Below are 26,942 nucleotides of genomic sequence, written 5' to 3' on the forward strand. Positions count from 1 at the left end.
ATCTCTGGAAGCGAGCGCCGGAGTTCCGAGGCGCGCAAGATGACGTCCTATGGCAACGACGAGCGGCAACCCTGCCGCGGTTGACTTGTTATAACATTTAGGCAAATGTCCTTACTAACCGGAGCGCGAAATCCGGATTTTTGGGAGGACCGTATGACGTCATTCAAGCCGACGCGACGAACGCTCATCAAAACCGGAACCGCGGCAGCGGCTCTAGCGACGTTTGGACCTACTCTTCTCCGACAGGCCGCCGCGCAGGATGCCGACCTCGCGCCGTACAAGTCCGCCAAGATCGACTGGCAGCAGGTATCAGGCGAAACAATCACTGTCGCGGTTATCCCGGCGAGCTACTTCGAAAACCTGATCACGCTGGCGCCTCAGTTCAAGGCGCTGACCGGCATTGATGTCCGTTTTGAAAAGATCCCCCCGGCGCAGATCCGGCAGAAGAGCGTCATCGACCTGACCTCGAAGACCGGTACCTACGCGACCCACGCCGCCGACCCCATGTATTACGCGCTCTACGCCGCGAACAAATGGGTCGAGCCGCTCGACACCTATCTGAAGGACAAGTCGCTGACGGATGAGGCCTGGTTCAAGCTCGATGACATCATTCCGGCCTGGCGCAGCGCCAACGGCATCGACGGCAAACTCTACGGCATGCCCTATGACGGCGAAGTGACCATTCAGGTCTATCGCAAGGACCTCTACGATGCGAAAGGCCTTAAGCCGGCCGATACGCTCGAAGCTTATATGTCGAACGCCGCGGCGTTGAACACGCCAAACGACCGCGTTTGGGGCGCGGCTCTGCGCGGCGTCGCCGGCGCAGGCCAGAACATGTACATCTATCCGTCGATTTTCCGCGAGTTCGGTGGCGACTGGATGAAGGGCGGCAAGCTCACCGTCAACGGTCCCGAGGCCGAGGCGGCGCTCGCCTGGTACGTCGACATCATGAAGAAGTACGCGCCGACGGCAGCGGCGAACTGGAACTGGCCGGATATCGCCGATGCCTTCTCGCAAGGCACCGTCGCCAGTTACATCGACGCGCATTCGTCGGCCTCGGTCATCAACAATCCGGAGAAATCCAAGGTGATCGGCAAGGTCGCCTATGCGCGCTGGCCGAAGGGCCCATCGGGCAAGCGCACCACCTCGATCTGGAATTGGGGTTTTCCAATCAATTCCGCGCTGCCAGAAAAGAAGCGAAAGGCTACTTGGCTTTTCATCCAGTGGGCTGCGAGCGCCGAAACCCAAGCGCGCACTGCGCATCGTTTCGGCGGTCCGACCAAGCGCTCGGGCGTCAACCGCACCTCCGTCTGGAAGGATCCCGATTACATCAAGCTGATGAACGGCTTTGGCGAGAACTTCGTCGAGGCCACGATGGGCGCCCTGCAGGACGACACCGACGTCGACTGGCGTCCGCGCGTGCCGCAATGGCCGGCGATCGGCGACACCATGGCAACCGCGATCCAGTCGGCCCTCTCCGGCCAGGCCACGATCAAGGCCGCATTGGACGATGCGCAGCGTCGTATCGAACCGATGATGCGCGGCTGAACGTGACTACGTCAGCGGTGACATCGGCTGACATTGCCCGCGAGACGCCTCGCAGCGATTTCGGCCGCATCCTGGCCCAGCGCGAGCGCCGGTTTGCAGCAGCCCTGCTTGCACCGGCCTTTCTTGCCCTGCTCGCCACGACGACGTTCCCGCTGCTCTTCCTGGTCTATACCAGCGCGTTCCGGATGGATCTGGCGATGCCGTTCACCAACGGCTTCGTCGGCTTCGAGAATTACCAGGTGCTCCTCTCCGACGAGCGCTTCTGGACTTCGCTGCTGGTCAGCCTCGTCTACACCGGCTCGACCGTCGCGCTGCAGGTCATCATCGGGCTGGCGCTCGCCTTGCTGGTGATGGACATGAAGCGCGGCCAAGGCTGGTTTCGTGTCATCGCGATCCTGCCTGTGGTGCTGTCGCCGGCCGTGGTCGGCATGATCTGGCGCACTTTCATGCTGGCACCGGAATTCGGGATCGTGGACTTCCTCGCCATCAACGCCGGTCTCGGCAGCAAGAACTGGCTCGGCGATCCCACGCTTGCGATGGTCTCGGTGATCGCAATCCATACCTGGCAATGGACGCCGTTCGCGTTCATGGTGCTGCTGGCCTCGCTGGCCTCACTGCCCGAGGACATCTATGAGGCCGCGCGGCTCGACCGGGCTTCCGCCTGGCAGCGCTTCCGCCGCATCACCCTGCCCTTGCTGCGGCCCGCGATCGTCATGGTCATCATCATGCGGACGATGGTGGCGCTGACGGCGTTTGCTGCGATCTTCACCGTCACCGGCGGCGGCCCTGGGACCGCGACCGAGATCCTCAACCTCTATGCCTACAGGAAATCCTTCACTGAGTTGTCAATCGGGTACGGTGCGGCGCTGGCGGTGGCGCTGCTGATCGTGACCATCATCATCTCCGGCATCCTGTTTGCCCTGCGGAGGGCGAAGTGACGGCAAAGCGCCTCCGCGCCATCGCCCTGCTCGCGATTTCCATCGTCTTCCTGCTGGCCTGGGCTTTCCCGATCATCTGGAGCGTGCTGAATTCGCTCAAGACTGATTCCGATGTGCTCGCCTATCCGCCCAAGCTGGTTTTCTCGCCGACGCTGGAGGCCTATCGCGACGTGCTGTTCGGCTCCGGATCGATCCTCCCGAACCTCCTTTCGAGTGCCATCATCTCGGTCGGCACTACTATCGTGACCATGTTGATGGCGGTGCCTGCGGCCTATGCGCTGGCGCGGCTGCGCTTTCACGGCAAGAAGTTCGCGGGCTTCTATCTCCTGGCGACACAGATGCTGCCGCCAGTCGGCATCATCATCCCCTATTTCTTGGTGCTTAGAAACATCGGCTGGATCGATACCTATCAGGGCATCATCCTGATCTACCTGTCGTTCTCCCTGCCTTTCGCGATCTGGCTGCTGGTATCCTATTTCGAGGACATTCCCTTCGAGATGGAGGAAGCCGCCTATCTCGACGGCGCCAGCAGGCTCAAGACGCTGTGGCGCATCATCATCCCGCAGGTCCGCGGCGGCATCGCCGTCACCGTCGTGTTCGTATTCCTCAATGCCTGGAACGAATTTCTGTTCGCGGTCGTGCTCAGCGGTAACACGGTGCGTCCGGTCACGGTCGCCATGTTCAACTTCGTCTCCGTCGAGCAGACGCTGTGGGCCAAGCTCGCAGCTGTCTCGGTCCTGGCCATGCTTCCTGTAGTCGTGCTCGGAGTAGTCGCGCAGAAGCACATCGTGAAGGGTCTGACGGTCGGTGCAGTCAAAGGCGGAGGGCGCCGATGAGCGGCCAGGGTCGGGTCAGTTTTCGCAACATCGTCAAGATGCACGGCGAGTTCGCCGCGCTTAAGGGCGTCAATTTCGAAATCAAGCCGGGCGAGTTTTTTGCCCTGCTCGGCCCGTCCGGCTCCGGCAAGAGCACGACGCTGCGCATCCTTGCCGGTCTCGATGCGCCGACTGCCGGCCGAGTGCTGATCGACGACAAGGACGTCACCTCGACTGACGCGCGCGATCGTGACATCGCCATGGTGTTTCAAAGCTACGCGCTCTATCCGCACATGACCGTCGCCGAGAACATCGCCTTCCCACTCGAGATGGCCAGGCTTCCAAAGGCCGAGATTGCTTCCGCCGTGCAAGAAGCAGCCAGAAAAGTGAAGATCGACCACCTTCTGGACCGGAAGCCGGGCCAGCTCTCGGGCGGTCAGCAGCAGCGCTGCGCACTCGCCCGCGCGATCGTGCGCAAGGCGCGCTTGTTCCTGCTCGACGAACCCCTCTCCAACCTTGACGCCAAGCTTCGGCTGGAGACCCGGGCCGAATTAAAGAAGTTGCAGCGCTCCCTGGGCGTCACCGCGGTCTACGTCACCCATGACCAGGAAGAGGCCATGACGCTGGCCGACCGCATGGCGGTGTTCATGTCAGGCGAGATCCAGCAGATCGGCACGCCCGCAGAAGTGTTCGCCCGCCCGAACTCGATTGATATCGCCGGCTTCATCGGCAATCCCCCGATGAACCTCGTCCCCGCCCGCTACGTCGACGGCGACGTGATCATTGCCGGGCATCGTCTCAAGACGACCACCACAACCGCGGGCGAGCGTGATGTGGTGGTCGGGCTTCGCCCCGGCGCCCTGCGCATGACGGAGGGTGGACTCGGCGCGCGCGTCGACCTGATCGAGGACCTCGGAGATACCGCCGTGCTCGACCTCGACTGCGCCGGCATCATGATCCGCATGCGCGTCAGCGACGGCAACATCCCCGGCGAAGGCGAGACCATCTCGATCACCACCCGTCCCCAGGACATTCATTTGTTCGATCCCACGACCCGCATGCGGCTCTGACACCATGGCTGTTCAAACCCACAAGAAGAAGTCCGCTCCGCTCGGCAGCGATGTCGCGGAAGGCTCGACGCCCCTGCACGTCCAGATTCGCGAGTCCATTCGCAGTCAGGTTCGGGACGGCAAGCTGATCGACGCCACCGGCCGCCTGATGACCGAGGCCGAGCTCGGCCGTCATTTCAGCGTCAGCCGCATTACAATCCGCAATGCCATTGCGCCGCTGGTGAACGAAGGCATGTTCGACCGCTCACGCGGCCGCGGCACATTCCTGCGCTCGAACCAGCCCGAGAACTGGGTCGGCCGCCTCATGGGCTTTTCGGAGACCATCCGCGACGCCGGCTACCATGCCGGCGCCAGGATTTTGCAGCAAGGCATGACCAATCGCCACGATGCCGCCGTTCGCGAGCAGCTGCGCGAGCGCGCCGTCTGGCAACTCAAGCGTCTGCGGCTCGCCGACGATACGCCAATCGCGATCGAGCACGCCTTCTATCCGCCGGAGATCGGTCTCGAGCTCGAAAAGCGCGACCTGGTCTCGATTATCATGTATCGCGTCTTCGAGGACGAGCTCGGCCTCACCATCAAGGACGCGCAGCAGACGATCAGCGCAGATCTTGCCGACGCCGGCAGCGCAAAACTGCTTGGCGTGAAGGTCGGCTCGCCTCTGCTCGCCATCGAACGCGTCACCTTCGGCAGGGAAGGACGGGCGCTGGAACTTCTGCGCGCCGTCTACCTGCCAAAATATTTCCGCCTCAGCATCAGCCTGACGCGTCGCCATTCCTGACAACGCCACACGTCAATAACGAGGACATAAAACATGCCGAATGGCGCAAAGACCTCTGATAGGCCCAACATCCTGCTCATCCTCAATGACGACATGGGCTTTTCGGACATCGGCTGTTACGGCGGCGAGATCCAGACACCGAACCTCGATCGTCTTGCGGCGAACGGGCTGCGTTACTCACAATTCTACAACACCGCGCGCTGCAGCCCGTCTCGCGCCTCGCTGCTCACCGGCCTGCATCCGCACCAGACCGGCATCGGCATCCTCACCTATAGCAACGGTCCGGAAGGCTATGCCGGCAATCTGAACAAGAGTTGCGTGACGATCGCCGAAGCGCTCAAGAGCAGGAATTATACGAGCTATCTCAGCGGCAAGTGGCATATCGCCAGCAGCCTCACCGAGCCGACCGACGCCTGGCCGATGCAGCGCGGCTTCGACCATTTCTATGGCACCATCATCGGCGCCGGCAGTTTCTATCACCCGAATACGCTAACCCGCGGCAACGACAATATCGAGCAAGAGGCCGTCAAGGACCCGTCGTTCTTCTATACGGATGCTATCAGCGATCAGGCAGCCGCCTTCATCCGCCAGCACAGGGCGGAAAAGCCCGACGCGCCGTTCTTCCAGTACGTCGCCTACACTGCCCCGCATTGGCCGCTCCACGCCCATGAAGATGACATAGCAAAATACAAGGGTCGCTTCGACGCCGGCTGGGACAAGCTGCGCGAGGACCGCCTCAAGCGCCTCGTCGAGGACGGCATCATCCATCCGAACTGGCGCCTGACCGACCGCGATCCAACCCAGCCCGCCTGGACCGACGCCGAGCAGCGCGAATGGACGCTGCGCTGCATGGAGGTCTACGCGGCCCAGATCGACCGGATGGACCAGGGCATCGGGCGTATCTTGAAGGCGCTGGAAGAAACCGGCCAGATGGACAACACGCTAATCATCTTCCTCTCGGACAACGGCGCCTGCGCTGAGGATATTCCGGAAGGCGTCACTGCGAAGGAGCTGGTCGACCAGCTCATGATCGCGCAGGCAAAGACCCGCGACGGCAGGGCCGTGCGTTTCGGCAACGATCCAAGCCTTATGCCCGGCGGCGAGGACACTTATCAGAGCTACGGCACCGCCTGGGCCAATCTCTCCAACACCCCGTTCCGGCTCTACAAGCACTGGGTTCACGAGGGCGGTATCGCCACGCCGTTCATTGTGCACTGGCCGCGCGGCATCTCCGAAAAGGGCGGCCTGCGGCACAATCCAGGCCAACTCACCGACGTGATGGCGACCATTCTTGACGTTACCGGTGCCACCTACCCCAGTGAATACAACGGCAGCCCTATTTTGCCCTGCGAGGGCGAAAGCCTGGTGCCATCATTCACGGCGGCTTATGGCAATCGGGGCCCGCTGTTCTGGGAGCACGAAGGCAATGCGGCCGTGCGCGTCGGCAAGTGGAAGCTGGTGCGGAAATATCCTGGCCCCTGGGAGCTCTACGACATGGAAGCGGACCGCACCGAGATGAACGATCTGGCCGCACAGTATCCGGATCGCGTCAGCGAGATGACGGCGCAATACCAGCAATGGGCGAATCGTTGCGGCGTGATCCCGCGCGAGAAGATTCTCGAATTGATGAGGGCGGAAGGCGGCACGGCCTTCTGGGAAGAAGAGAAGCAGAAATAGCACATGACCGGGGATCGTTCACATTGCTGCACCCGAGGCGATGCCGGCAAGGAGTCGGCGCCGTCCAGCGAGGCGCAAGGACCTATCCCCCCTAGTCCAACGACGATCCAGCGCCGCTGGAGCTCATTACTCGGTGGCACCTTCCACATGGGCTCGGCCGACAAAAGGTTTGTCGAAGATGGCGAGGGCCCGGTACGGCCGGTCACCTTGTCGCCGTTCGCCATCGCCTGTCATGCCGTGAGCAATCTGCAGTTCGGCGACTTCGTCCGCGCTACGGGCTATACGACCGAGGCCGAACGCTACGGCTGGAGTTTTGTCTTCGAAGGCTTGTTGCCGGAAGAGACGCGCACCGTCCAATTGACACGCGTTCAGGAAACACCATGGTGGCTTCCGGTGCTGCGCGCATATTGGGCGCAGCCAGAGGGACCGGCGAGCAGCATTCTGGACCGACTCGACCATCCCGTCGTCCATATCTCCTGGAATGACGCTCAGGCCTACTGCGAATGGTCGGGCACGCGGCTGCCGACCGAAGCGCAATGGGAGATGGCCGCGCGCGGCGGGTTGGACCAGGCCACCTATCCGTGGGGCAACGAGCTGCAGCCCGACGGCGAGCATCGCTGCAATATCTGGCAGGGCAACTTTCCCGGCCACAATACCATCGACGACGGCTATTTTGGTACGGCGCCCGTTCATGCATTCGCCCCAAACGGATACGGCCTGCACAATGTCGCCGGAAACGTCTGGGAATGGTGCGAGGACTATTTTTCGCCGAGCTATCACCGCCTCACTACATCTAACGATCCCTTGAACCGCGAACCGGCTCCGAACCGTTCGGTGCGCGGCGGATCCTTCCTCTGCCACGAATCCTACTGCAACCGCTACCGCGTCGCGGCGCGAAGCTCCAATACCCCCAACTCCTCGTCGAGCAATATCGGCTTCCGAGTCGTGCGTACCGAGCCGTTGCGGGATCCGGCGTAGTTATGGAGTCGGCACCCCATCCTGCCAAGCCGGCCGGTACTCCCGGCGTCCGCCTGCTGCCGTTGTTCCTGCGCAATTTCGTGCGCAATCGCGAGACCGGCCTGGTGCTGGTCGCCATCGTCGTCGGACTGCTCGGCGGCGTGCTCGTGGCCGCGATCTCGAGCCTCAGCCAGGTCTCTCACGCACTGCTGTTCGACATTCCTGTCGACGCACATCTCAGCGCCACCGGCGTGATTTCGTGGCAGCGAACACTGCTGATCCCGATGCTCGGCGGCCTGGTGCTCGCGCTGATCGGGCTTTACTTCGCCCGACGCGTAAAGGGCCAGCAGCTCGCCGACGCGATCGAGGCGAATGCGCTCTATGGCGGCCGGCTGTCGTTTCGTGGCAGCCTCCTGATTTCGATGCAGACCCTGCTCTCAAACGGTTTCGGTGGATCGGTCGGACTGGAGGCGGGCTACACCCAGATCTGCGCGATGTTCGGCTCTCATGTCGGCCAGCGCCTCGCCGCACGACGTAACGACATGCGGCTCCTGGTCGCCTGCGGCGCAGCAGGTGCGATCAGCGCAGCGTTTTCGGCACCTCTGGCCGGCGCCTTCTATGCCTTCGAGGTCGTGCTGGGCGCGTACACCTCCGCCGCACTCGTTCCCGTCATTGCAAGCGCTGTTACTGCGTGGCTGGTTGCGCGGCAATTGACCCACCAGTCGTTCCTGATGGTGCCCGGCTTCCCCTCGCCTGTATCCTTCGAAATGATCGGGCAGGCCGTGCTGATCGGCGTCATCTGCGCCTTCGTCAGTATTATCGTCATGCTCGCAGTCGCATTCTCGGAAAGGTGTTTTCAGCGCATCACGGTATTCAAGGGATTAGTACGGCCAATCCTCGGAGGCCTGTTGCTCGGCGGTCTCGCCCTGCTGACGCCGACCGTGCTGGGGGCAGGCCATGGCGCGATGCAGATCCTTCTCGTCAGCAATCCGACCTGGCTCCTGCTCACCACGACCATTGGGTTCAAGATTCTTGCCTCAGCCATCTCGCTCGGTTCTGGATTTCGTGGCGGACTTTTCTTCGCTTCGCTGCTGCTCGGCGCACTGATCGGGCAGCTCTATAGCCTCGTGCTGACCGGCCTCATTCCTACGCTCGCCCTGCAACCCGGAACCGCTGCCATTGCCGCGCTGGCTGCACTGGGCACCGGCGTACTGGGCGCGCCGTTCAGCATGGTCTGTCTCGCGCTCGAAATCACCGGCGACTTCTCCGTCACAGTTGGCGCGGTAGTCGCATCATCGGTCTGCGCGCTCATTGTCCGCGAGCTTTTCGGCTACAGCTTTGCGACGTGGCGCTTCCATTTGCGGGGCGAGGTCATCCGTGGCCCGCAGGACATCGGCTGGGCCAGGCAAATGAGCGCGGCGTCTCTGATGCGCACGGACTTCGAGAACGCCCCGACGACGATGCCGATCGGCGAGGCGCAAAGGCTGTTTTCGCCGGCGCTGGTCCGGCAGGTCGTGCTGCTCGACCCCAACGACGCTTATGCCGGCATCGTTCCGGCCGCGACGTTGCATTCGGTCGCCACCCGGGACGACGAGCCGCTCGGATCGCTGGCGCAGCAACAGGATGAATGCCTCCTCCCGACTACGTCGGTTCGTGAGATCCTGAAAGCCTTCGAGCGCAGCGAGGCAGACGTCCTGGCAGTCGTTGACCCTGCCGACAGTCGCACAGCGATCGGAACGCTAAGCGAATCGCACGTGCTGCGCACCTATGGCGAAGAACTCGAGCGTCGGAACCAGGAATTGTTTTCCCGGTAGACAGACAAAGTCCGGGTTTGAGCATGACCTGGCCGGAAAGCCGCATCGCGCTTTTACGGCCGCAGGTCCATGTCGATACGCACGAAATCGCCGCGATAGGTGACCTCGCCGAGATAGATCACTGTACGGTCGCTCGTTGTGAAGACACGACGGACTTCGGCCACGGGCGAGTTCAGCGGCACGCGCAGCAGCCGCGCCGCCTCCAGATCCGCGGCGCCGATCGTCAGCGTCTGACGGGCGCTGGCGATCGCGGGATCCCTGAGATCGTTGAGGATCGGGATCACGGTCTCATTGCGGAAACGCTTTGGCGACCTGCGAAAGATCTTCTCGTCGAGATAGATGGAAATGACGCAGTAAGGCTGCTTCCGGCGTGAGTGCAGGCGGCGCATGAAGACGTATTTCTCGGCCGGCATGCCGTCTTCGGGAAGCAGCGGCGCATTACTGCGGCTCTCCGAGATGTTGATGATCTCCGGCGAGGTGTCGCGGTACATGTCCGCAAGATCGGACAGCGTAGTCTCGACCTTGAGCCACCGATCTTGCCGCAAAGAGCCCGTGACAAACGTGCCGCGTCCCTGCTGGGCCCCGATGACGCCGTCGCGGGCAAGCAGCTCGACCGCCTGACGGATCGTGACGCGCGACACGCCGAACTCGGCCGCAAGCTCCTCGTTGGCTGGCAGGCGAAAGCCACGGGTCCAGGTGCCGCGCGCAATCCGCTGGCGGAAGATGTCGGCAATCTGCGCGTATTTGGGGACGTGACTGTCGGAATTCAATTCCATCTCGCCTCCGGAAGATCAATGAACCGATCAGGCCATGACAAGAGCTGCACCGCGCTCGCCGATCATCAGGCTGGTCGCGTTGGTGTTGGCCGAAGTGATCTGCGGCATCACCGAGGCATCGATCACGCGGAGCCGCTCGACGCCGCGCACGCGCAGCTGCGGATCGAGCACCGCTCGCTCATCACGGCCCATGCGGCAGGTCCCGACACAGTGAAACACGGTGCCACCCGTGTTGCGCGCAAAATCCCACAGCCCGGCATCGTCCGTTGCTGCATCTCCCGGCACCACCTCGATGTCCCACAGCGGACGAAACGCCTTCTGTTGGTAGATCTCGCGCAGGATGTTCAGGCCCGCAACGATGGTCTTGCGATCGATCTCCTCGGCGAAATAGTTGGGCGCGATCCGCGGCTGCTCGAACGGATCGGTCGAACTGATCGCAAGCCGGCCGCGCGACTTTCCGTGGCATTGCCAGACCGAAGCGGTAAATCCGGAATAGGTGTGAAGGGGCTCACCGGGCTTGTCGACCGACAGTGGCATCACGTTAAACTGCACGTCCGGCCTGCCGCCGACGGCGTATTCGGTGCAGGCTGCGCCCCCCACCTGCCCTGCGCCGACCGTCAACGGGCCACGGCCTGCCAGCATCCATTGCAGGCCCATCTTCGCAAGCTCGACCGGATTTCGGACCTGATCGTTCAGCGAGATCCGCTCCTTCAGGCGGACGATCAGCCGGGCTTGATAGTGGTCCTGAAGATTTGCGCCGACTTCCGGAGCATCGGCAACGACGGGGATGCCGAGCTTGCGCAGTAGATCAGCAGGACCGACGCCGGAAAGCTGGAGGATTTGCGGCGACTGCAGCGCCCCCCCCGACAAAATGACCTCGCGATCGGCTGTCGCGCGGTGCACCTGTCCCTTGCTGATCCATTCGACGCCGGTCGCGACGCGTCCGTTGAAAACCACCTTGCTGACATGCGCATGGGTAATGATGGAGAGGTTTCGACGGCCGGCAATCGGTTGCAGAAACGCAGAGGCGGAGCTGGTCCGCCAGTGACGCCCGATGCCGAGCTGGTAGGTGCCGACGCCGAGCGTGGTTGCGCCGTTGAAGTCCAGATTGCGTGGCAGGCCAAACTGCGCGCCTGCCTCGACCCACGCCCTGGATGCCGGATTGTCATTGCGGAGATCGGAGACCTCGAACTCGCCGAGGCCGCCGTGAAACTGGCTCTCGCCGCCGCGGTAGCGTTCGTAGCGCCGGAAATACGGCAGAACGTCACGATAGCTCCAGCCATCGGCGCCAAGGCGTTCCCAGTCGTCGAAATCCTCGTGCTGGCCGCGGATGAAGATCAGCCCGTTAATCGACGAGGATCCGCCGAGCACACGGCCGCGCGGCCAGACGATGGAACGGCCGCCGCTGCCTTCCGACGGTTCGGTCCTGAACAGGCGCGAGAAACGTTCGTTGTAGATGGTCCGATAGTACCCGACCGGAAGCCTTAGCCAAAAATTCCGGTCCGATCCACCGGCTTCCAGCAGCAGCACGCGGCAGGCGGGATCGGCTGACAACCGGTTTGCGACCACGCAGCCGGCGGAGCCCGCGCCGACGATAATGTAATCGTAGCCCTGGAGTGACATCACGCGGTCCGGTACTGTTCGATCGACGCAAGATCAGGCGTGAGCCCAAGACCTGGCGCGTCGCTGAGTTCGATCGCACCCTCCCGGACATCAAGCACGGGGCCACAGAAGCGATCGCGCAGCGGGTTCTCATTGCAATCGACTTCCAGCAGCCCGTCGCCGCCGATGCCGGCCAGAAGATGGGCCGATGCGAGAAGTCCGATGCCGGCACCAAGATAATGCGGACAAAACATCTTGCCTGACTGCAGGATATCGCGGGCGATGCCCGCGCAAGCCGAGAGTCCACCCCATTTCGCGATGTCCGGCTGCACCACGCCGAGAATCCGCTCACCCAGCACCTCGGCAAATCCGGCGTGGCTGGCGATGTTCTCGCCGGCCGCTAGCGGAAACCCGATTTTCTGGCGGAGCTCCTTCCACTCCTGCTGCGGGCGGTCGGCGCGGATCGGCTCCTCGAGCCAGCCAAGGCCGAACGCTTCCAGCTGCGGAGCAAGCTCAAGCGCTTGCGCGATGGTCCAGCCCTGGTTAACGTCAGCGGCGAGCAGGCCTTCGCCAACAAGCCGCCGCAGGACCGCCAGATTGGCACGGTCGGCCACGGGATCAAAACCTATCTTCAGCTTCAAGGCGCGGTAGCCGCGCGCGAGGGCTGCCTCTGCGGCTCGCTCTGAGCCGGCTGGGTTGATGCCGCTGGCGTACACCTTGATCTTGCTCCCGGATCCGCCGAGCAACTTCCAAAGCGCAACGTTCTGGCGGCGCGCGTGGAGATCCCAGATCGCAAGATCGATGCCGGCGATCGCCTGCGCGAACGGACCCGCTTCGCCGGATTGCAGTGCGAGCACCGAGGTTCCCTGCGTCAGGCGCTCGAAAGCAGCTGATGGACCTTGCGCCTTGAATCCGACAAGGGCCGGCGCGAGCACCTCGTTGACCAGCCGAACACGATGCTCCGCTCCCGGCGCTGGAAAATTGCACCAGACCTCGCCCCAACCCACGTAACCGTCCGTATCCTCGACGCGAACGAAAACGGCAGGCCGATCCGCCATCCGCCCGAACGAGGTGATGACATCGGTCGTCAAAGGATAGCGATAGCCAAAAGCCTGGACGCTGCGAATGGTGAAAGACGACGATGTCATGCTCAAAAGGCCTGCTATGCCTATGACCAAAGGCGCTCTTGTATGGTCATCCTATTTATAATATGACTTGGAAAAACATCAACCGCTATCCGGGTGGACGCGTCGAATGAACGGAGCTGGCGTAAGACGCTTTGGTCTGGGATTGATTCCGTGGATCGGTGCAATCCTGCTCTGGTACACGGTGCGCTGGAGCGGCTTCGTCAATGTCTCGCTGATCCCCGCGCCGCACCAGGTCGCCGCCAAGTTCTTCGAGCTCCTCACGAAGGAAGGCCTCCTCGTCGACATCTTCGCCTCGACCAGACGCGTCTTCTTCGGCGTCGCGCTCGGGATTCTTGCAGCGGTCCCCGTTGGCTTCCTGCTCGGCTGGTATCGCCCGGCCCGCACCTTCGCCGACCCGATGATCAACTTTTTTCGCGCGCTGCCACCAATCGCCCTGATCCCGCTGGTGATTGTCTATTTCGGCGTGGACGAGGTCGCAAAACTGGTCATCCTGTTCTACGCCTCATTCTTCTCCGGCGTGATCGTGATGTATGAAGGCGTCTCGCAGATCACGCCCCTCTACATCCGCGTAGCGCAGACGCTCGGCGCCAGTCAGGCAGAAATCTTCCGCAAGGTCATCATTCCCCTCACCGTCCCGCATATCCTCACCGCGCTGCGGGTCGCATTGGGCGTGGCCTGGGCGACTCTCGTTGCATCCGAGCTGATAGCGACCCAGCGCGGACTTGGCGCGATGATCCAGAACGCCTCGACCTATTTCCTGCTCGATGTCATTTATGTCGGCATCATCTGCATCGGCCTGATCGCCCTGATCATGGACATGATCCTGCGCAGGATCACGGCGCGGTTGCTGGTGTGGCAGGATCGGGTCGTCGCATGACGAAGCGTGCGCGATTCGAAAACGTTTCGTTGTCATTCGAAACTCCGAGGGGCCACCTCAACGTCGTCGAAGACGTCACCTACGACATCAACGATGGCGATTTTATCGCGGTGATCGGCCCCTCCGGCTGTGGCAAGACCACGATGATGAGCATGCTCGCGGGCTTCCAGAGGCCGACGACCGGCAATGTGCTGTTCGACGGGCGTCCCGTCGCGGGCCCCGGGCCCGAGCGCGGCGTCATCTTTCAGGAATATGGCGTCTTCCCGTGGCTGACCGTGAAGCAGAACATAGCTTTCGGCCTGAAGCTCAGCGCCAACCGCGTCCCGGCCGGTGAGCGCGATGCCATCTGCGATCACTATCTCGGCCTGATGGGATTGTCCGACTTCGCCAGCTCCTATCCGAAGCATTTATCCGGCGGCATGCGTCAGCGGCTCGCGATCGCGCGTGCCTATGCCGTCAAGCCGCAGTTCCTGCTGATGGATGAGCCGTTCGGCGCGCTCGATGCCCAGACCCGATCCAACATGCAGAACCTGCTGCTAAAAGTGCTCGAGACCGAAGGCAAGACTGTCATGCTAATCACCCACTCCGTGGAAGAGGCGATCTATCTCGCCTCCCGCATCGTGGTGGTGACCGCGCGGCCGGCACGGATCAGGCAAATCATCGACGTGCCGTTCGCCTATCCTCGCGATGAATCAATCCAGGAGCGGGCCGAATTCGGCGAGTTGCGAAGCTACATCAGGCAGCTCGTCATGGACGAGTATCGCGCCCAGCAGGCGCAAATGCGTCCGGCATCATTCTCGGAATAACAAACAAAACGGAGGATACCATGGACCGCAGACAACTTCTGACCACGACGGCGGGCCTCGCGCTCGGCACCTTCACGGCCTCAGCACCGGCGATCGCGCAAGCGAAAACGAAAGTCCGCGTCGGCTATCTGCACACCGTCGCGGTCGACGGCCAGATCTGGACCGGCATGGATCGCGGTTCCTTTGAAAGGCAGGGCCTCGATCTCGAGCTGCGACAGTTCAACACCGGCCTCGAGATCTTCCAGGCGCTGATCGGCGGCAGCCTCGACGTACTGGCCACCGGCGCCGTGCTCTCGAACTTCCCTGCCCGGGGGCAGGGCAAGGTGTTCCTGATCAACGACATTGAGGTCGCGACCGCACAGCTCTGGGTTCGCGGCGACCAGGGCATCAAGTCGTTTGAGGATCTGAAGGGCAAGCGGATCGCGACCGCGACCGGTACCACCGCGCATGTGTTCCTGGATACCGCGCTTCGCGCCAACAAGGTCGATCCGAAGGAGGTCGAACTCGTCAACCAGACCATGCCAGCGGCCGTGACCGCCTTTATCTCCGGCGCGGTACCGGCCGTCGCTCTTTGGGTACCCTTCAACGTCACGGTTCGGGACAAGGTGCCAGGGGCGGTCAAGCTCGCCGATGCGTCAGCCTACTATCCAAAGGCCGCTATCATCGGCGGCTGGGCGGCGGCCAACGATTATTACGAGCCAAACAAGGAAACGCTGGCGAAGCTGATCCGTGGCTGGGCGGATGCGAATGACTACATTGTCGCGAACAGCACCGAAGCGATGGAGAAGCTGCAGAAGGGTCACTATAGCCAAACCCCGCTGGCCGACATCAACGAATCGTTCAAGGCCCAGAAGATGTTCACGTCCAGGGAGTGGAAGCGAATGTACTCAGACGGGACGGTCACCAACTGGCTGCAGCAGTCGACAGATTTCTTCATGGCCAACGCAGGCATCAAGGACTCCACGCCGGCAACCAAATATTTCGATCCCAGTCTGTATCTAAAAACAATCGTGTGATCTGATCGCGGAAGCTGGCGGCTCCCTTGCAAGGAGCCGTAGCACCCGCGCTCTCTTCATGTTGAAGAGGCTTTCGTTTCGAAAGCTGATCAGTCGATGATATGGGTCCCGTTTAGTTGAAGCGTACTGGCGGCGAACCGCCTCCGTTTGCATGACACTGAGCGATCCTGCGGCTTCATTGGCCCTGCTCATCACTGTAAGACCACTGTTGCCCTATTTCGGCTGTCTCGTTCGAGGCCAAGCAACGCTGCGCCCGCTCGATCTGGAAGTACAAGAACTAGTCATTCGACGGCTACATAGTCGCCATCTAGCTTCTGCGGCCGTTCTGCTTAACTCAGGCGAAGTTGATCCGAAACACAGCCGGGGCGCTTCTCACCGAGCATGCGCCACCCGGATCTGAATATCAACTGCCGCTGACTGATAAGGTTTGCCGACAATCCTTATCAGTCTAGAACCGTCTCCACTTCGGATCGTTACAAGCAAGCCTACTGATGCCGCGTCCCTAAATCGTCATCAGATCAGGTGCCAGTTTCCGCCGGTGCGCTCATCTTCAGGAGCGGATGGCGTCAATCGCGTGAGCTATCAGGACCGCAACGCTGGCCGCGATTATGATGACTAACAGCCAACTGATCACGCTCATCTCCACCAATATTATGGATTGAACGCGCTCGATCCCGCACAGTCAAAAAGAACCGGTCGGAAAGCTTAATTTCAGCGAGGGGCTGAGGACTCAAGGCAACTCTTGCGTCCGCAATCGGTCCTATCGGCGTAATGCCAGCAGCCGGGTCTCACCGACCCACCATGACTAAGTCGTGCAGCTCCCCCTCTCGCTTGGCAGCAATAGAGAGCAGAATTGTTCCGCCGCTCGGAACGGAATGCTCGCTAGGTGGATTTCGGTTCTACCGAAATTGTGTTCGCAAAACGAACGAAGGTGCGACAGAATTTTTGATACCGGGGCTGGCTGCATATTTCACTTGGTGTTTTTAACCCGGCTTCATTTGACGACGCGTGGGCCGCAGCGATTTAACCTCCCGCTGCGGCCTTCACCGCACGGCAGGCCAGCGTGCACCGGCGAGCGCCGTGAGAACGGCTCAAGCGCTCTCAAGCCGCAGCTTTCCCGTCTGCTCCGCTGATCAAGCTTCGCAGGAGCGGCTCGCCCTGGGCATTTGGCCATTGGGACAGTTGGCGGCCAGTCGGTGCCGGTTGCACGAAAGGGGCGGAATCCGCATTATCGTTTTGGTGGGCAAAGCGGATCTACCGTGTCTCTGAAGAACCCCGACGCTATTGCGGCAGTCGTGACCGCGCTCCGGCTTACTCACGGCGACGAAATGGCACGAGCCATGCTGGTCGGCGGCATGAGCCTGGCCGCGCTGATAGAGGCGATGTTCTCCGCACCGGTTGAGCGACGCGATGCCGTTCGATACGTCGCGTCTGCCTTGGACGACTTCGCCATCTCGCCGGAACCCGGCCCGGTCTGGCACCTTCGCTACGTTTATGAAAGTCATGGCTCGTTTCGTGTTGTCGATATGGAGATTGCGACCCCAACCGGCACGCTGTCCAGTAAAGACGTCTGGCTACGTTTGCCCGTCTAGCTACCTTGCCACTTCTGCGATGTGGCCGGTGCTGTCGACGATTAGCGAGCGCGCGGTGCCTTCCTTGGCGGCCTTGTAGGTCTTTATTTCCGGCTGGTAGTTCCTGGATGTGCGAATAGCCGGCGGCGCGAACCTTGGCGATGATCTCCTCCGACGTCAGGCTGAGCGCGGACGAGGATCCCCAGACCAGTACGAGGGCAGCCATGACGAAAGATCGCAGCAATTGCCCTCGTTGCGCGCACGCTGCCATCGGATGGCGCCTTTAGCTTAGCCGCCGACCGGCCCCGACAACGTCTCCAGGCCCGCCTCTATTGCCGCGATGTCCTGCTCGATCTGCGCAATCGATAACCTGCAGTCAAAGCCCGCCCAGGCTTTCAGGTCTCCGGCAAGTCGCCGGCGATGGGTCCTCAGCTCTTCAAGCGACTGGCGGTCTTTCACTCTTGCGTAGCCATCCACGATCAACTCAATCGCACTCGACATGACGCTACTCCACAAAAACAATTCGGATCTAATCGAATGAAGCTTAGTGCAAGCCGCGCGGTGGCCGCAACATCTGCGCTAGGTTCTAGAAGCTGGTCCCTCCGCCGGCTTGCGCTTCACAAATGGAGCGGCTGGGAGCGACAAGAGCCAGAGGCGCCTCAAACGGCCAACCAGGCGATCGTTTAAATAGGTCACGATTATTGACGGGTTGGCATTGCGATGGGAAAACCTGCCCTTTCCCGTGATGCCTTCCGGGGACTATTCGCTTTGTATGCGGCGAAGGCTCATCACGACCACAAGCCCGAGGCCGAACATTCGCTTTTGCGGATGTTCGGATCTGCGGACGATATACCGGATACGTTGCTGCAGCAGTGGTCGGACAGAGCTGAGTTGCTCGGCTCCGAAACTGTTGGTCGCGTAATGGATCCACGCGTCCGTCAAATCACGAACGGCAATGCACAATACGACCATGCCAGCGACTTTCTCCACACACTGCTGAGAGACCTCGGGCAGAAGATGCAGTGATCGAACTGGCATGCCATTGGCGCCGCAGTCGTCAGACGCATAAACTTGGGCACCTCGTCTCCTCAGCCAAGCTCCATGAGCCGGCGCACCCGCTGTGCTAGGCATCCCTACCGCCGCTATCGGGCTGATGCAGCCGACCCACGCCTGCTAAACCACTGGACCGTGTCTACTGCCACCTAGGCTACGATTGCGGGGGCCGTGTGAAATAGTTCACAGATTGGGAAAGAAAAGCTCGCTACCATGGAGAAAGCGGCGGAGATGCTCCGGCCTGCTTTTGCTCGGTCGCCTGCCCATCCCGCTTGACGATGAGTTGTTTGTCGTTTCACTCCCGGAAAGCCGACGACGATGATCGACGACGATTTGGTCCGGGCACATCGCAACAATATTCAACGCTACCACCTCTTATTGCAAACCACTCTCACGGACTTCGAACGGCAGTATGTCGAAAGACGTCTGCGCGAGGAGCAATCGAAGCTGGATGAGCTAACGACTCGTGCTCAAGCAAAGCGAGACGGCCAATCGGCTACAGACCATGCAGGTTAGGACACCCGATCGGGCATACGGGTTTCCTGTTAAGGGCTGCGGCAGAAAAGCTTGTGCGAGCAGCTGCGCAGCTTCAGCATTCGGAGCCGAGAGACAACTAGCCGAAGCACGGCAGCACCACCTAAACACTTGCGCTCGCCCTTCGGTTGCGGTTGGATCGTCTTTTTAGGATTTGATCCAATGGCAATTCAATTGCTTGTGGCGAAGGTTCTCAGGGACGAGCTATCTCTAAGAGGCATTCGATCGTTAAGCACTGAAGATTCCGAGGCGATTGCTGCTCGCATCTTCGAGCGGATCACTGAGCTCGAGCTAGAACTTGCCGCCCGGGGCTTCAACATCCCTGCGAGCGGCGATGACAGACCGACGTGACGAGCTGAGCGTCATGTCCGTTTACGATCCGCTATTGCGGGAGCTGGAGCGCACAAAGGCGCAAACTATTCGGCTCACGTTCTCGGAAATCGAGGCAATTCTCGGGAGGCCGTTACCGCCGTCAGCCTACAAGTTCAGTGCTTGGTGGGGAAATGAGAGTTCGCGCAAAGCTGGGCACACGCGGGCTATGGCGTGGCTGCAGGCAGGCTTGACGGCTAGAGTTTCTCTGAAACAGCGGGCGGTGGAATTCAATCGAGCCTGAAGGCTTTCACGTCGCGCCACCTTATGAGCAGCACCGTCTGCTCGTGCCAATCTAGCTCGGACGGGCTGTCGAGCACGTTGCATATCGATTGCGAGGTGCAGCCTTTTACGGGAGACGCGGCAGCGACTGAAACGGTCGCGGGGTTGGCCGAAGTACTTCCAAAATAATCATGGGCGACGCTCAGTCACTTTTTCATGCATAGCCCAATCGTTGCGGACGTTCCGCACTTCGCGCCGTCCGCGGCACCGCCACTCGGGCAGAACACGGACACTAGTGCTTCGCTGCTGTCGCAATTGACTGCGCCGTCGGCCTGAACCGCTCGGATGTTGACCGTCGCCGGATCACCCTTGTCTCCCTTTTCGCCTTTCGGACCCTGCGGCCCTTGAGGCCCCTGCGCGCCGGCGGGGCCTTGTGGTCCAGGCACTACTTGGATGCCTTGGGCTCCCTGGGGGCCGGCTGGACCTTGCGCCCCTGGATCTCCTTTAGGCCGTGGGTCTCTCCCACACGCTGCAAGTGCGAACGCAGCGCACATTGCGGCTACAGCATCATTTTGTGCATTGCCAACCTCCAACGATTAAGATGACTGAACTTCTCGGCTGACAGCGGCGCAAGAAGCGTCAGTGGCCCTTGCCGATCGCATCTTGGAACAATGCCCTTCCACCACGATTGCCGCTCCATGAGGTGGCTCGTTGGCATCGTGGCGGCGTTCCTGATCTGCCTCCTTACTTATGCCGGGTCAGCCTTCGTTTCTGTCTTGGAGCTGGTTTCAGCGGTGCGAAGGGGAGACGCCGCTCAGGTGGTGGCCCGAACGAACCTTCCGCGCCTCCGCCATTCGGTGGTCGATCAGGTTGTGTCCGCCTATCTCGACCGAATTGGCCAAAAGCGGCCGGTGCGGCCGTTCGAACGAATGGCAGTTAACGCAGTCGGTGCGACAATCGCCGTCAGGCTCATGACACCGGAAAACTGTCCGTCCTGTTGAGGAGCGGCACCGTCCGCAACGCGGCAGAAAACATTACATTTGGGACGATGTCGTCGTTTGCCGAACTCGACGGTTCGAACATCTTTGTTCTCGCCGGACGGATAACGCCAGTGCAGCCGGTCGAGTTTGCGGTGAGGCTCGGAGCAAATCAGGACGCCGGGAGTGTTACACTGCATTATGAAGGGGCGAGCTGGAAGCTATCCGGCATCACGTTGCCGCCAAAGGTCTTGTCCAGCATAGTGGACCGGCTACCGACGCGCTGAGCCGACGCTTTTGGTGACCTTGGGGAACGACCCCGCTCGTCCCGGGGCTGGCGCCGGACGCGCCGGGGTCGCCCGACGCACTACCGAAGCAGCGCGCCGTTGCTATCTTGCGTCCCGCGGTAACTAGCTGGAGTATCATTTGATTGAAGCCGGCGCTAAATCCCCGCTGCCCTTCTTCCGAATGAATCCTGGGGAGATGCCGGTACGGTACCAATCCCGCCTGAAGCAAAAATGGGATATCTTGCCGCGACTCAGGGAGGCCCGGATGGCTAAAAAATCAATAGTAGAACGAATTTCAGACACTGTGAAAGAGATCGTGGACACCGCCTCGACTGCAGCCGCGGAGGCTATGAAGCCCGATCCAGAAGCGGTTGCCGGAGTGACTAACGAGCAAGTCTACATTCCTGAAGCGACCGATGCTGCCGCTGTTCCGCCGCCGATCATCACTCGGAAGAAGAAGCGCGTTCCTCCCCCTTTGAGAGCTAACAAACGGGTCGCAGCTGCTCGTACAAAGAAGACACCATCCGCGGCGAACAAGTCTGCCAAGAGGGCGGCTAAAACACCACCCAAGAAGGCTGCAAAGAAAGCCACACCAAAGAAGGCGGCCAAGAAATCTGCGCCTAAGAAGGCCGCGAAGAAGAGCAAGAGTAAATCGCAGCGCTAGCGCTCCTTCGTGGAGCGGCGCGTTGCAACGCCAGAAACGCCTCCAGTTGGCTTCTTCGACGCTCGAGACCTCCCTCCCCGTTCGTCGGTCGTAGCCCGGCCGTCCTGACAGTCGAAATAGAACCTTGTCATCACCACTAATGCGGCGCCTTGACTATTGATGTGCCCGGAACCTGATTGCCTCGACGGCTGAAGCTTTCTAGCTGGTTACTTTCACGACTCGAACTGGACGGGCGAAAGCACATTTTTTTCAGACGCCTCTGCTAAGCAGTACGCTGGAGCCCGATGATGAAGCCATCACAGATTTACAAAGAGAACGCAGACAACTGCGCCATGCTCGCTGAAGGAGAAGCATCTAAGGATAGTCCGGCTTACAAGCGGTACCGACGCATGGAAGAAGCGTGGCGAGCTTTAGCCGAGGAGCAGGAATGGCTGGACGGGGAAGTGCCACCCGTCGGGACAAACCGCGCCAACACAACCAAAAAGCCGCCTGGTTAGGGTGGCACCTACCAGCCCTCGATATTTTCAAGGTACTCACGATGCCGCTTTGATGGCGGAGAGTCTCGCCCTATCCCACAGAACACCCCCAATGAACGCCGCCGGCCAGCCGGGAAAAGTCACCTTCGGCGAGATGGATGGGATGGATCTACGTGGCGTCCTGGCCTACTGATCGAGTCGCGCTTCCTTTGCGCCGGAGGCGGCAACCGGGGGCTGACGTCAGGCCGGATTTCAGCAGTGGCAAGCCTCCGCAGTTTGCGACCGCGACATGGCAAGCTTATTGTCGAATGCGATGGTTCGGACCTTGGGTGAGGTGCCGTGCCTACAACGCAGTGAGTCAAGGCTTGCCCAGAACGGGACGAGATCCACGATTGCTGGCTAAATGTTGAACCACCGCCGGCGCGGCAAACGGCCCGCTTATCGGTAGGCCGTTCGCGCACGAGGATCGCTCGATCAAAACAGACCGGGGAGCAGCATTGCGACCCGCTCGCGATACTTGCGGTACTCGTCACCAAAGAAGGCGACCAAATCCCTTTCTTCCAGCCAAATTCCCACAAAGATGTAGCCTGTCGTGATCGACGCGAAGAGCAGATGGCCGACGGTCATCAACGGGGTGCACCAAAAGGCGATGATGAAACCGAGGTAGATCGGATGCCGAACCAGTCGGTAGAGTCCAGGCGTCTTGAACTTGATAGGCTGGGCAACCCGCCCCATGAACTGCGTGATCACCTGCGTCAATCCGAACAGCTCGAAGTGACTGATCAGGAATGTGCTGTACAGCACGATGATCCAGCCGATGGCGCCACCAGCGGCGACGGCGCCGGCGAAGACCGGGCCATCGATGCCCCACACGACGGTGGGTAATGGTTGCCACTGCCAGAACAGCAAGATCAAGCTAAGACTCGCGAGCAAGACGAAGGTGCTGCGCTCGACGGCCGGGGAAAAGAGACGCGCGAAGAACGACTTGAAAGTGCGCCGTGCCATCCCGCTATGCTGCACAGCGAAGACCGACATCAACGCGAGGTCGATCATTAAGGCCGTGCTCCACGCCCCAGTCGTGCCGTCGTCGATCGTCTTCGGCACCAAGACGCCCGTAACGAAGCCGATCGCGTAGAGAAATGCACCCAGAAAAACGGCATACGAGAGGAGGCCGTACACGAGGCCGAGAGATCGTGTCGCGCGAGATGGCGTAGCCGGAAAAGCGGAATTTTGATCGGGATGCAAAATCATAGTCATGTGAATCTCCATCACTTCTAAAAATTATCTCGGGATGCGTGCGCTTCAGAGTCGTCGGCCGCTGCCTAGCCGTGCTGCCGCCCAACCGATCAGCTGGTCGAGCGGACTGTAGCGAGTTAATCTCTGGACGAGGTGCGAACTCTCGGCTCGCCACTGCTGCCGCGTCACCGCATGCTTGGCCTGTTCGGCTATTGCCGCCGCGATCGCCTCGTTTGTTGCCCGCCTTAGCCGAGCGGCCACGACCAGAACGCGCCGTGATAGCGAAGGCTCCGGCTCGAAACGAAGGACAAGCAACGACGATCCGGGTCGGGTTGGTCGCTTCACGGGGCAGAATTTGCCGGAAGCACGGGTGGAGTTTTGAGGTGAGCCGGTCATATGGCTTCTCCTGTTGAACGCTATTTCATCGGTCTGTAGATTGTTGTTGTCCGAACTGCTTGGCGGACTCCTTGAGGAAACTCTTATTTTTCGTTTGCTCGAGGATCGTTGACCGCCCGGCGGCCTGAGGGGCAATGGTAATGAAATACCGGTTCGCGGAATTCGAGATCGATCTCGGGCAGCACGAATTGCGCCGGCGCGGCTCGCCCGTTCATGCCGAGCCGCAGGTTTTCGACCTCATCGTTCATCTCGTGCGCAACCACGACCGGGTCGTCAGCAAGGATGAGGTGATCGAGAACATCTGGAACGGCCGGATCATCTCGGAAGCCGCGTTTTCCAGCCGCATCAATGGCGCCAGACGCGTGCTCGGCGACAGCGGCACCGAACAACAATTCATCAAGACCTTGCATCGCCGCGGCTTCCGCTTCGTGGGAGATGTCGAAGAAGTGCCGAGCTCGGACGCGGATGCTGTCAAGCTCGTACCTGGCGAGGCGGGCGGCCCGGAACGTGGTCCGCCGAGTACTTCCGTTCACACTGAGATTTCGCAGCTGGACGACGTCGTTTCGGAGGCCGTCAAAGCCGAGGCGATCACCCGACCATCCATCGCCGTGCTCCCGTTCCAAAACATATCGAACGATCCCGAAAACGAATACTTCAGCTATGGGCTCACTGAAGACATCATCCGGCTGCTCGCCCGAAACCGATGGCTTTCCGTGATCTCCCGCCATTCCACGATCGGCTTCCTGGGCGGCACCGTCGACGCTCGAGAAGTGGGCGCGCAACTTGGTGCGACCTACGTCATGTCGGGAAGCGTGCGAAAGAGCGACGGCTCGGTACGTATCGCCGCGGAGCTCGCGAGAGCCGCGGACGGACAGCAGCTCTGGTCCGAAAAGTACGAATTTCAGCTGCTGAACATCTTCGACATCCAAGACGAGATGGCGCGACAAATCGCCGCCACTATCGAGCCCGAGCTGTCGAAATTGGAACAGCAGCTGGCGGCCCGCAAGCCACCGGAGAGCCTGGACGCTTGGGACTGCTATCAGCGCGGACTGTGGAATCTATGGCGTTTCACGACGCCTGGTTTCGACAGCGCGGAAGAATACTTTCAGCGGTCGATCGCCGCCGATCCGACTTTCGCGAGAGGACACGGCGCGCTCAGCTACGTCAACATTCAACGCTCACTCTACGATGCGCCCGAAGCCCGGGGGGCTCGGCTAAAAACCGCTTTGCATCAAGCCCAAACCGCCGTATCTCTCGACGAGCTCGATTGCTTCTGCCATTGCGCGCTCGGACGCGCGCTATGCCTCACGCGACAGAACGAAGAGGCGTCCGCGGCAATCGGCCTGTCATTGGAACTCAATCCCAGCTTCGCACAAGGCTATTTCGCGCAAGGCTTCAATCTCCTGTGGTGCGGGCGCGAGATCGAAGCGGAAACGCTGCTGGACCAGGCCACGATATTAAGTCCACGCGACAGCCACCTGTGGAGCTTCCACCACACGCGTTCGTGGGCACACTTCTCGCTTGGAGAGTACGACATCGCTGCGGAGTTCGCCCGCAGAGCGGCGCGCCAATCGAACGCCACGTATCGAGCCTACGCAACCTTGGCCGCTTCGCTCGGACGCCTCGGTGACCACGCGCAGGCAAGCGCCGCTGTGGCAGAATTGATGAAGCGCAAGAGCGGTTACACAACAGGAACCGCGGGACGAGAGCTCTTCTTCTGTAGGGACCCCCGGTTCTTGAGCGAATACACCGAAGGATTGCGTTCGGCCGGCGTTCGCGACGACTGATCGTTGCGCATTGCGTTGCGGCCTGGGGACGCGCCCGATGTCCTCAACTTCCCGAGGTCGAACGCCATGCTATTCGCCCTCCGCACGATCGATCAAGTTGACGGATGCCCGGCAGATCACGCCTTACAAGTGGGTGCATCCGACCGAGGAGAGCTAAAGGTGCGACCGAGGGCGAAGTGTGCCATTGAATAGCCAATGAAGCGGCTCAATGGCGGCGCTTCTTCACGTCTACGTCCGAAATGACGTGGCTGGCATCCGGCTCCTCGATTCCTGCGTCTACGTCCGGCGACCTGTTCCAGGCGCACGGGCACCGGCACCACACTGGCAGCCGAAACCCCTAATCTTGCCGCGCGCCTGCAAGGCGTGGCCGAGCCGAACACCGTTGTCATTGCTGAGAGCACGCGAAGCCGCCGCACGTTCATTTCGAGGTTCACGGCCGGTTCGAACGGCTCATCACCCAGATGTATTTTCCCGACGAGCCGCTCAACGCGTGCGATCGGCTGCTCAACGCTGCGCTGCGTCCGGACTTGCTGATCGCAACGCCGGTTCCATCGCTAGGTGGGCCCGTCCGCGTGCTGATTTTCGATATTTGTTCTTGCGCGGGGATAGGTCGGCTAGACAGAAGCATGTCGGTAGCCAATGTTGCGATTACCCGCTTCGCGCCAGAGATGGCCGTTCCGAGGAATCAGCTTTTGACCGGAGCGCAGTTAGAGCGACCGAGGCCGATTCAGCGGGAACGACGGCTCGGTGAATCAGAACTCGCAGTCGGCTGAACCCAAAGCCTTAAGCAAGCCACCAAACGCGCCTAGCCGGCAAGGTTCGGCGTTCCCGGCAGCCTTTCGCCGTTCGGTAGTTGTGGTCCGCTTGAGCTCGGCTTTCTTTGGATTCGACTTCGGAGAAGGGACGGCGGTGACTTTCTTCGGCTTGGGATCGTGCCGATGGGGGTTCATCGTCCTCGGCGGCTCCGATGCACCGACACTGGTGCCTTCCGGCGAGGAATTGCGTTCGTCGACGAGAGCAGGTCGCGCTGGTCTCTCGATGCTCGCTGCGGCCACTTCGAATCGATCAGCTTTGGCCAACACACCGCGTGGCTGGGAGACGCCTGCGGCTATCTCGGCAACGGGCGGGACAGGCACTGCTGCACTCCGCGCTGGAGTTTTGAGTTCCATTGCTGCAAGCACTCCCACACCCAGTGGGATGAGGAAGCCCAACAACATCATTCTCAGCATGATGCCTCCGGCTTGAAATGGCGCCGGTTAGAATTCTCCGATCTAATGAGGCAACTTGGCGGCAGCCCACCTGACAACGCGGCCCACGTGCAGAGCGTTTGCCGATAGGGTTAACAGCCGCTCCAGGTAATCCGCATTGCAAGACCGCGGCACAGACCTCGCTCAGGCTTGGTCGCGGCATCGCGATCGTCTTGAAGTCTTCTCGAGCTTGCTGTCGTACCCCCGTCCTTGCACTTGGCATCATGGAGTTCAAAGCAGCCGCTGCCCTCGGTTTTCCTTTCCATCTTGCCGTCCGTGCAGCCAAGGACTTCCAGGGCAA

General features: G+C 61.0%; 24 protein-coding genes. 18 read left to right on the forward strand and 6 right to left on the reverse strand.

The window, feature by feature from the left end; all coding sequences use genetic code 11:
- Window positions 1-153 precede the first annotated feature (153 nt).
- Genes BRA1417_RS0131380 through BRA1417_RS0131415 form a run of 8 tightly spaced genes read left to right on the forward strand, consistent with a single transcriptional unit; the run spans window position 154 to window position 9,597 of the window.
- Window positions 154-1,548, forward strand: a complete 1,395-nt coding sequence (locus tag BRA1417_RS0131380; RefSeq protein ID WP_027519175.1) for a sugar ABC transporter substrate-binding protein — start codon at window positions 154-156, stop codon at window positions 1,546-1,548.
- 2 nt (window positions 1,549-1,550) lie between these two features.
- On the forward strand, window positions 1,551-2,486 hold the full coding sequence (locus BRA1417_RS0131385; RefSeq protein ID WP_198034876.1) for a carbohydrate ABC transporter permease: 936 nt from the start codon (window positions 1,551-1,553) through the stop codon (window positions 2,484-2,486).
- Complete coding sequence (locus tag BRA1417_RS41200; protein ID WP_051448414.1) at window positions 2,483-3,322, forward strand: carbohydrate ABC transporter permease; 840 nt, start codon at window positions 2,483-2,485, stop codon at window positions 3,320-3,322. Before BRA1417_RS0131385 ends, BRA1417_RS41200 begins: the two co-directional genes overlap by 4 nt.
- Window positions 3,319-4,371, forward strand: coding sequence for an ABC transporter ATP-binding protein (locus tag BRA1417_RS0131395; protein ID WP_027519177.1), 1,053 nt, complete (start codon window positions 3,319-3,321; stop codon window positions 4,369-4,371). The genes BRA1417_RS41200 and BRA1417_RS0131395 overlap by 4 nt, the downstream gene beginning before the upstream one ends.
- A 4-nt stretch (window positions 4,372-4,375) precedes the next feature.
- A complete protein-coding gene (locus tag BRA1417_RS0131400; protein ID WP_027519178.1) occupies window positions 4,376-5,149 on the forward strand; it encodes a GntR family transcriptional regulator in 774 nt (257 codons plus the stop codon).
- Between the two features lie 33 nt (window positions 5,150-5,182).
- Window positions 5,183-6,826: an arylsulfatase gene (locus BRA1417_RS41205; RefSeq protein ID WP_051448415.1), complete on the forward strand. Its 1,644-nt coding sequence runs from the start codon at window positions 5,183-5,185 to the stop codon at window positions 6,824-6,826.
- Between the two features lie 3 nt (window positions 6,827-6,829).
- Window positions 6,830-7,804 carry a formylglycine-generating enzyme family protein gene (locus tag BRA1417_RS0131410; protein ID WP_027519179.1) on the forward strand — a complete coding sequence of 325 codons (975 nt, stop codon included), beginning with the start codon at window positions 6,830-6,832 and terminating at the stop codon, window positions 7,802-7,804.
- A 2-nt stretch (window positions 7,805-7,806) separates the two neighbouring features.
- Entirely contained in the window at window positions 7,807-9,597 is a 1,791-nt protein-coding gene (locus tag BRA1417_RS0131415; protein WP_027519180.1) for a chloride channel protein, read from the forward strand.
- A 53-nt stretch (window positions 9,598-9,650) separates the two neighbouring features.
- Here the strand turns inward: BRA1417_RS0131415 and BRA1417_RS0131420 are convergent, their stop codons facing one another.
- From BRA1417_RS0131420 to BRA1417_RS0131430, 3 genes are read right to left on the reverse strand one after another with little or no spacing between them, the layout of a single operon-like run.
- Complete coding sequence (locus tag BRA1417_RS0131420; protein WP_027519181.1) at window positions 9,651-10,373, reverse strand: GntR family transcriptional regulator; 723 nt, start codon at window positions 10,371-10,373, stop codon at window positions 9,651-9,653.
- A 27-nt stretch (window positions 10,374-10,400) separates the two neighbouring features.
- Window positions 10,401-11,996 carry a GMC family oxidoreductase gene (locus BRA1417_RS0131425; protein WP_027519182.1) on the reverse strand — a complete coding sequence of 532 codons (1,596 nt, stop codon included), beginning with the start codon at window positions 11,994-11,996 and terminating at the stop codon, window positions 10,401-10,403.
- Window positions 11,996-13,123 (reverse strand): mandelate racemase/muconate lactonizing enzyme family protein, encoded by a 1,128-nt coding sequence (locus tag BRA1417_RS0131430; RefSeq protein WP_027519183.1) that lies wholly within the window; start codon window positions 13,121-13,123, stop codon window positions 11,996-11,998. The genes BRA1417_RS0131425 and BRA1417_RS0131430 overlap by 1 nt, the downstream gene beginning before the upstream one ends.
- 106 nt (window positions 13,124-13,229) lie before the next feature.
- Here BRA1417_RS0131430 and BRA1417_RS0131435 point away from each other — a divergent pair, with 106 nt between their 5' ends.
- From BRA1417_RS0131435 to BRA1417_RS0131455, 4 genes are all read left to right on the forward strand, one after another.
- Window positions 13,230-14,000, forward strand: coding sequence for an ABC transporter permease (locus BRA1417_RS0131435; protein WP_027519184.1), 771 nt, complete (start codon window positions 13,230-13,232; stop codon window positions 13,998-14,000).
- Window positions 13,997-14,806, forward strand: a complete 810-nt coding sequence (locus BRA1417_RS0131440; protein WP_027519185.1) for an ABC transporter ATP-binding protein — start codon at window positions 13,997-13,999, stop codon at window positions 14,804-14,806. The genes BRA1417_RS0131435 and BRA1417_RS0131440 overlap by 4 nt, the downstream gene beginning before the upstream one ends.
- 20 nt (window positions 14,807-14,826) lie before the next feature.
- Window positions 14,827-15,822: an ABC transporter substrate-binding protein gene (locus tag BRA1417_RS0131445; RefSeq protein ID WP_027519186.1), complete on the forward strand. Its 996-nt coding sequence runs from the start codon at window positions 14,827-14,829 to the stop codon at window positions 15,820-15,822.
- A gap of 1,259 nt (window positions 15,823-17,081) precedes the next feature.
- Window positions 17,082-17,414, forward strand: coding sequence for a hypothetical protein (locus BRA1417_RS0131455; RefSeq protein WP_027519187.1), 333 nt, complete (start codon window positions 17,082-17,084; stop codon window positions 17,412-17,414).
- A 267-nt stretch (window positions 17,415-17,681) separates the two neighbouring features.
- On the opposite strand, the gene BRA1417_RS0131460 is transcribed toward BRA1417_RS0131455, so the two are convergent.
- Complete coding sequence (locus BRA1417_RS0131460) at window positions 17,682-17,894, reverse strand: hypothetical protein (RefSeq protein WP_027519188.1); 213 nt, start codon at window positions 17,892-17,894, stop codon at window positions 17,682-17,684.
- Between the two features lie 219 nt (window positions 17,895-18,113).
- On the opposite strand from BRA1417_RS0131460, the gene BRA1417_RS0131465 reads away from it, so the two are divergent.
- The 5 genes from BRA1417_RS0131465 (at window position 18,114) to BRA1417_RS43190 (ending at window position 21,499) form a co-directional block, all read left to right on the forward strand.
- Window positions 18,114-18,419, forward strand: a complete 306-nt coding sequence (locus BRA1417_RS0131465; RefSeq protein WP_027519189.1) for a hypothetical protein — start codon at window positions 18,114-18,116, stop codon at window positions 18,417-18,419.
- 345 nt (window positions 18,420-18,764) lie between these two features.
- Complete coding sequence (locus BRA1417_RS41210) at window positions 18,765-18,962, forward strand: hypothetical protein (protein ID WP_035968929.1); 198 nt, start codon at window positions 18,765-18,767, stop codon at window positions 18,960-18,962.
- 180 nt (window positions 18,963-19,142) lie between these two features.
- Window positions 19,143-19,331, forward strand: coding sequence for a hypothetical protein (locus tag BRA1417_RS0131475; protein ID WP_027519190.1), 189 nt, complete (start codon window positions 19,143-19,145; stop codon window positions 19,329-19,331).
- Between the two features lie 938 nt (window positions 19,332-20,269).
- Window positions 20,270-20,572 carry a DUF2939 domain-containing protein gene (locus BRA1417_RS46385; protein WP_051448417.1) on the forward strand — a complete coding sequence of 101 codons (303 nt, stop codon included), beginning with the start codon at window positions 20,270-20,272 and terminating at the stop codon, window positions 20,570-20,572.
- Window positions 20,573-21,100: 528 nt separating this feature from the next.
- Window positions 21,101-21,499: a hypothetical protein gene (locus tag BRA1417_RS43190; RefSeq protein ID WP_156949009.1), complete on the forward strand. Its 399-nt coding sequence runs from the start codon at window positions 21,101-21,103 to the stop codon at window positions 21,497-21,499.
- 950 nt (window positions 21,500-22,449) lie between these two features.
- Here BRA1417_RS43190 and mddA read toward each other — a convergent pair.
- Window positions 22,450-23,232, reverse strand: a complete 783-nt coding sequence (mddA, locus tag BRA1417_RS0131500) for a methanethiol S-methyltransferase (protein ID WP_027519192.1) — start codon at window positions 23,230-23,232, stop codon at window positions 22,450-22,452.
- Window positions 23,233-23,747: 515 nt separating this feature from the next.
- Here mddA and BRA1417_RS0131505 point away from each other — a divergent pair.
- A complete protein-coding gene (locus tag BRA1417_RS0131505; protein ID WP_027519193.1) occupies window positions 23,748-25,394 on the forward strand; it encodes a winged helix-turn-helix domain-containing tetratricopeptide repeat protein in 1,647 nt (548 codons plus the stop codon).
- Window positions 25,395-26,146: 752 nt separating this feature from the next.
- Here the strand turns inward: BRA1417_RS0131505 and BRA1417_RS43200 are convergent.
- A complete protein-coding gene (locus tag BRA1417_RS43200) occupies window positions 26,147-26,623 on the reverse strand; it encodes a hypothetical protein (protein WP_084462336.1) in 477 nt (158 codons plus the stop codon).
- Window positions 26,624-26,942 lie beyond the last annotated feature (319 nt).

Origin of the sequence: Bradyrhizobium sp. WSM1417, from assembly GCF_000515415.1 — a bacterium.
GTDB lineage: Bacteria > Pseudomonadota > Alphaproteobacteria > Rhizobiales > Xanthobacteraceae > Bradyrhizobium.

What these genes read in the sequence shown, in the direction of transcription:
- BRA1417_RS0131380 (WP_027519175.1), top strand. Translation starts at nt 154, where the DNA reads ATGACGTCATTCAAGCCGACGCGACGAACGCTCATCAAAACCGGAACC.
- BRA1417_RS0131395 (WP_027519177.1), top strand. Translation starts at nt 3,319, where the DNA reads ATGAGCGGCCAGGGTCGGGTCAGTTTTCGCAACATCGTCAAGATGCAC.
- BRA1417_RS0131400 (WP_027519178.1), top strand. Translation starts at nt 4,376, where the DNA reads ATGGCTGTTCAAACCCACAAGAAGAAGTCCGCTCCGCTCGGCAGCGAT.
- BRA1417_RS41205 (WP_051448415.1), top strand. Translation starts at nt 5,183, where the DNA reads ATGCCGAATGGCGCAAAGACCTCTGATAGGCCCAACATCCTGCTCATC.
- BRA1417_RS0131410 (WP_027519179.1), top strand. Translation starts at nt 6,830, where the DNA reads ATGACCGGGGATCGTTCACATTGCTGCACCCGAGGCGATGCCGGCAAG.
- BRA1417_RS0131415 (WP_027519180.1), top strand. Translation starts at nt 7,807, where the DNA reads ATGGAGTCGGCACCCCATCCTGCCAAGCCGGCCGGTACTCCCGGCGTC.
- BRA1417_RS0131420 (WP_027519181.1), bottom strand. Translation starts at nt 10,373, where the DNA reads ATGGAATTGAATTCCGACAGTCACGTCCCCAAATACGCGCAGATTGCC.
- BRA1417_RS0131425 (WP_027519182.1), bottom strand. Translation starts at nt 11,996, where the DNA reads ATGTCACTCCAGGGCTACGATTACATTATCGTCGGCGCGGGCTCCGCC.
- BRA1417_RS0131430 (WP_027519183.1), bottom strand. Translation starts at nt 13,123, where the DNA reads ATGACATCGTCGTCTTTCACCATTCGCAGCGTCCAGGCTTTTGGCTAT.
- BRA1417_RS0131435 (WP_027519184.1), top strand. Translation starts at nt 13,230, where the DNA reads ATGAACGGAGCTGGCGTAAGACGCTTTGGTCTGGGATTGATTCCGTGG.
- BRA1417_RS0131440 (WP_027519185.1), top strand. Translation starts at nt 13,997, where the DNA reads ATGACGAAGCGTGCGCGATTCGAAAACGTTTCGTTGTCATTCGAAACT.
- BRA1417_RS0131445 (WP_027519186.1), top strand. Translation starts at nt 14,827, where the DNA reads ATGGACCGCAGACAACTTCTGACCACGACGGCGGGCCTCGCGCTCGGC.
- BRA1417_RS0131460 (WP_027519188.1), bottom strand. Translation starts at nt 17,894, where the DNA reads ATGTCGAGTGCGATTGAGTTGATCGTGGATGGCTACGCAAGAGTGAAA.
- BRA1417_RS0131465 (WP_027519189.1), top strand. Translation starts at nt 18,114, where the DNA reads ATGGGAAAACCTGCCCTTTCCCGTGATGCCTTCCGGGGACTATTCGCT.
- BRA1417_RS41210 (WP_035968929.1), top strand. Translation starts at nt 18,765, where the DNA reads ATGATCGACGACGATTTGGTCCGGGCACATCGCAACAATATTCAACGC.
- BRA1417_RS0131475 (WP_027519190.1), top strand. Translation starts at nt 19,143, where the DNA reads ATGGCAATTCAATTGCTTGTGGCGAAGGTTCTCAGGGACGAGCTATCT.
- BRA1417_RS46385 (WP_051448417.1), top strand. Translation starts at nt 20,270, where the DNA reads ATGAGGTGGCTCGTTGGCATCGTGGCGGCGTTCCTGATCTGCCTCCTT.
- BRA1417_RS43190 (WP_156949009.1), top strand. Translation starts at nt 21,101, where the DNA reads ATGGCTAAAAAATCAATAGTAGAACGAATTTCAGACACTGTGAAAGAG.
- mddA (WP_027519192.1), bottom strand. Translation starts at nt 23,232, where the DNA reads ATGACTATGATTTTGCATCCCGATCAAAATTCCGCTTTTCCGGCTACG.
- BRA1417_RS0131505 (WP_027519193.1), top strand. Translation starts at nt 23,748, where the DNA reads ATGAAATACCGGTTCGCGGAATTCGAGATCGATCTCGGGCAGCACGAA.
- BRA1417_RS43200 (WP_084462336.1), bottom strand. Translation starts at nt 26,623, where the DNA reads ATGCTGAGAATGATGTTGTTGGGCTTCCTCATCCCACTGGGTGTGGGA.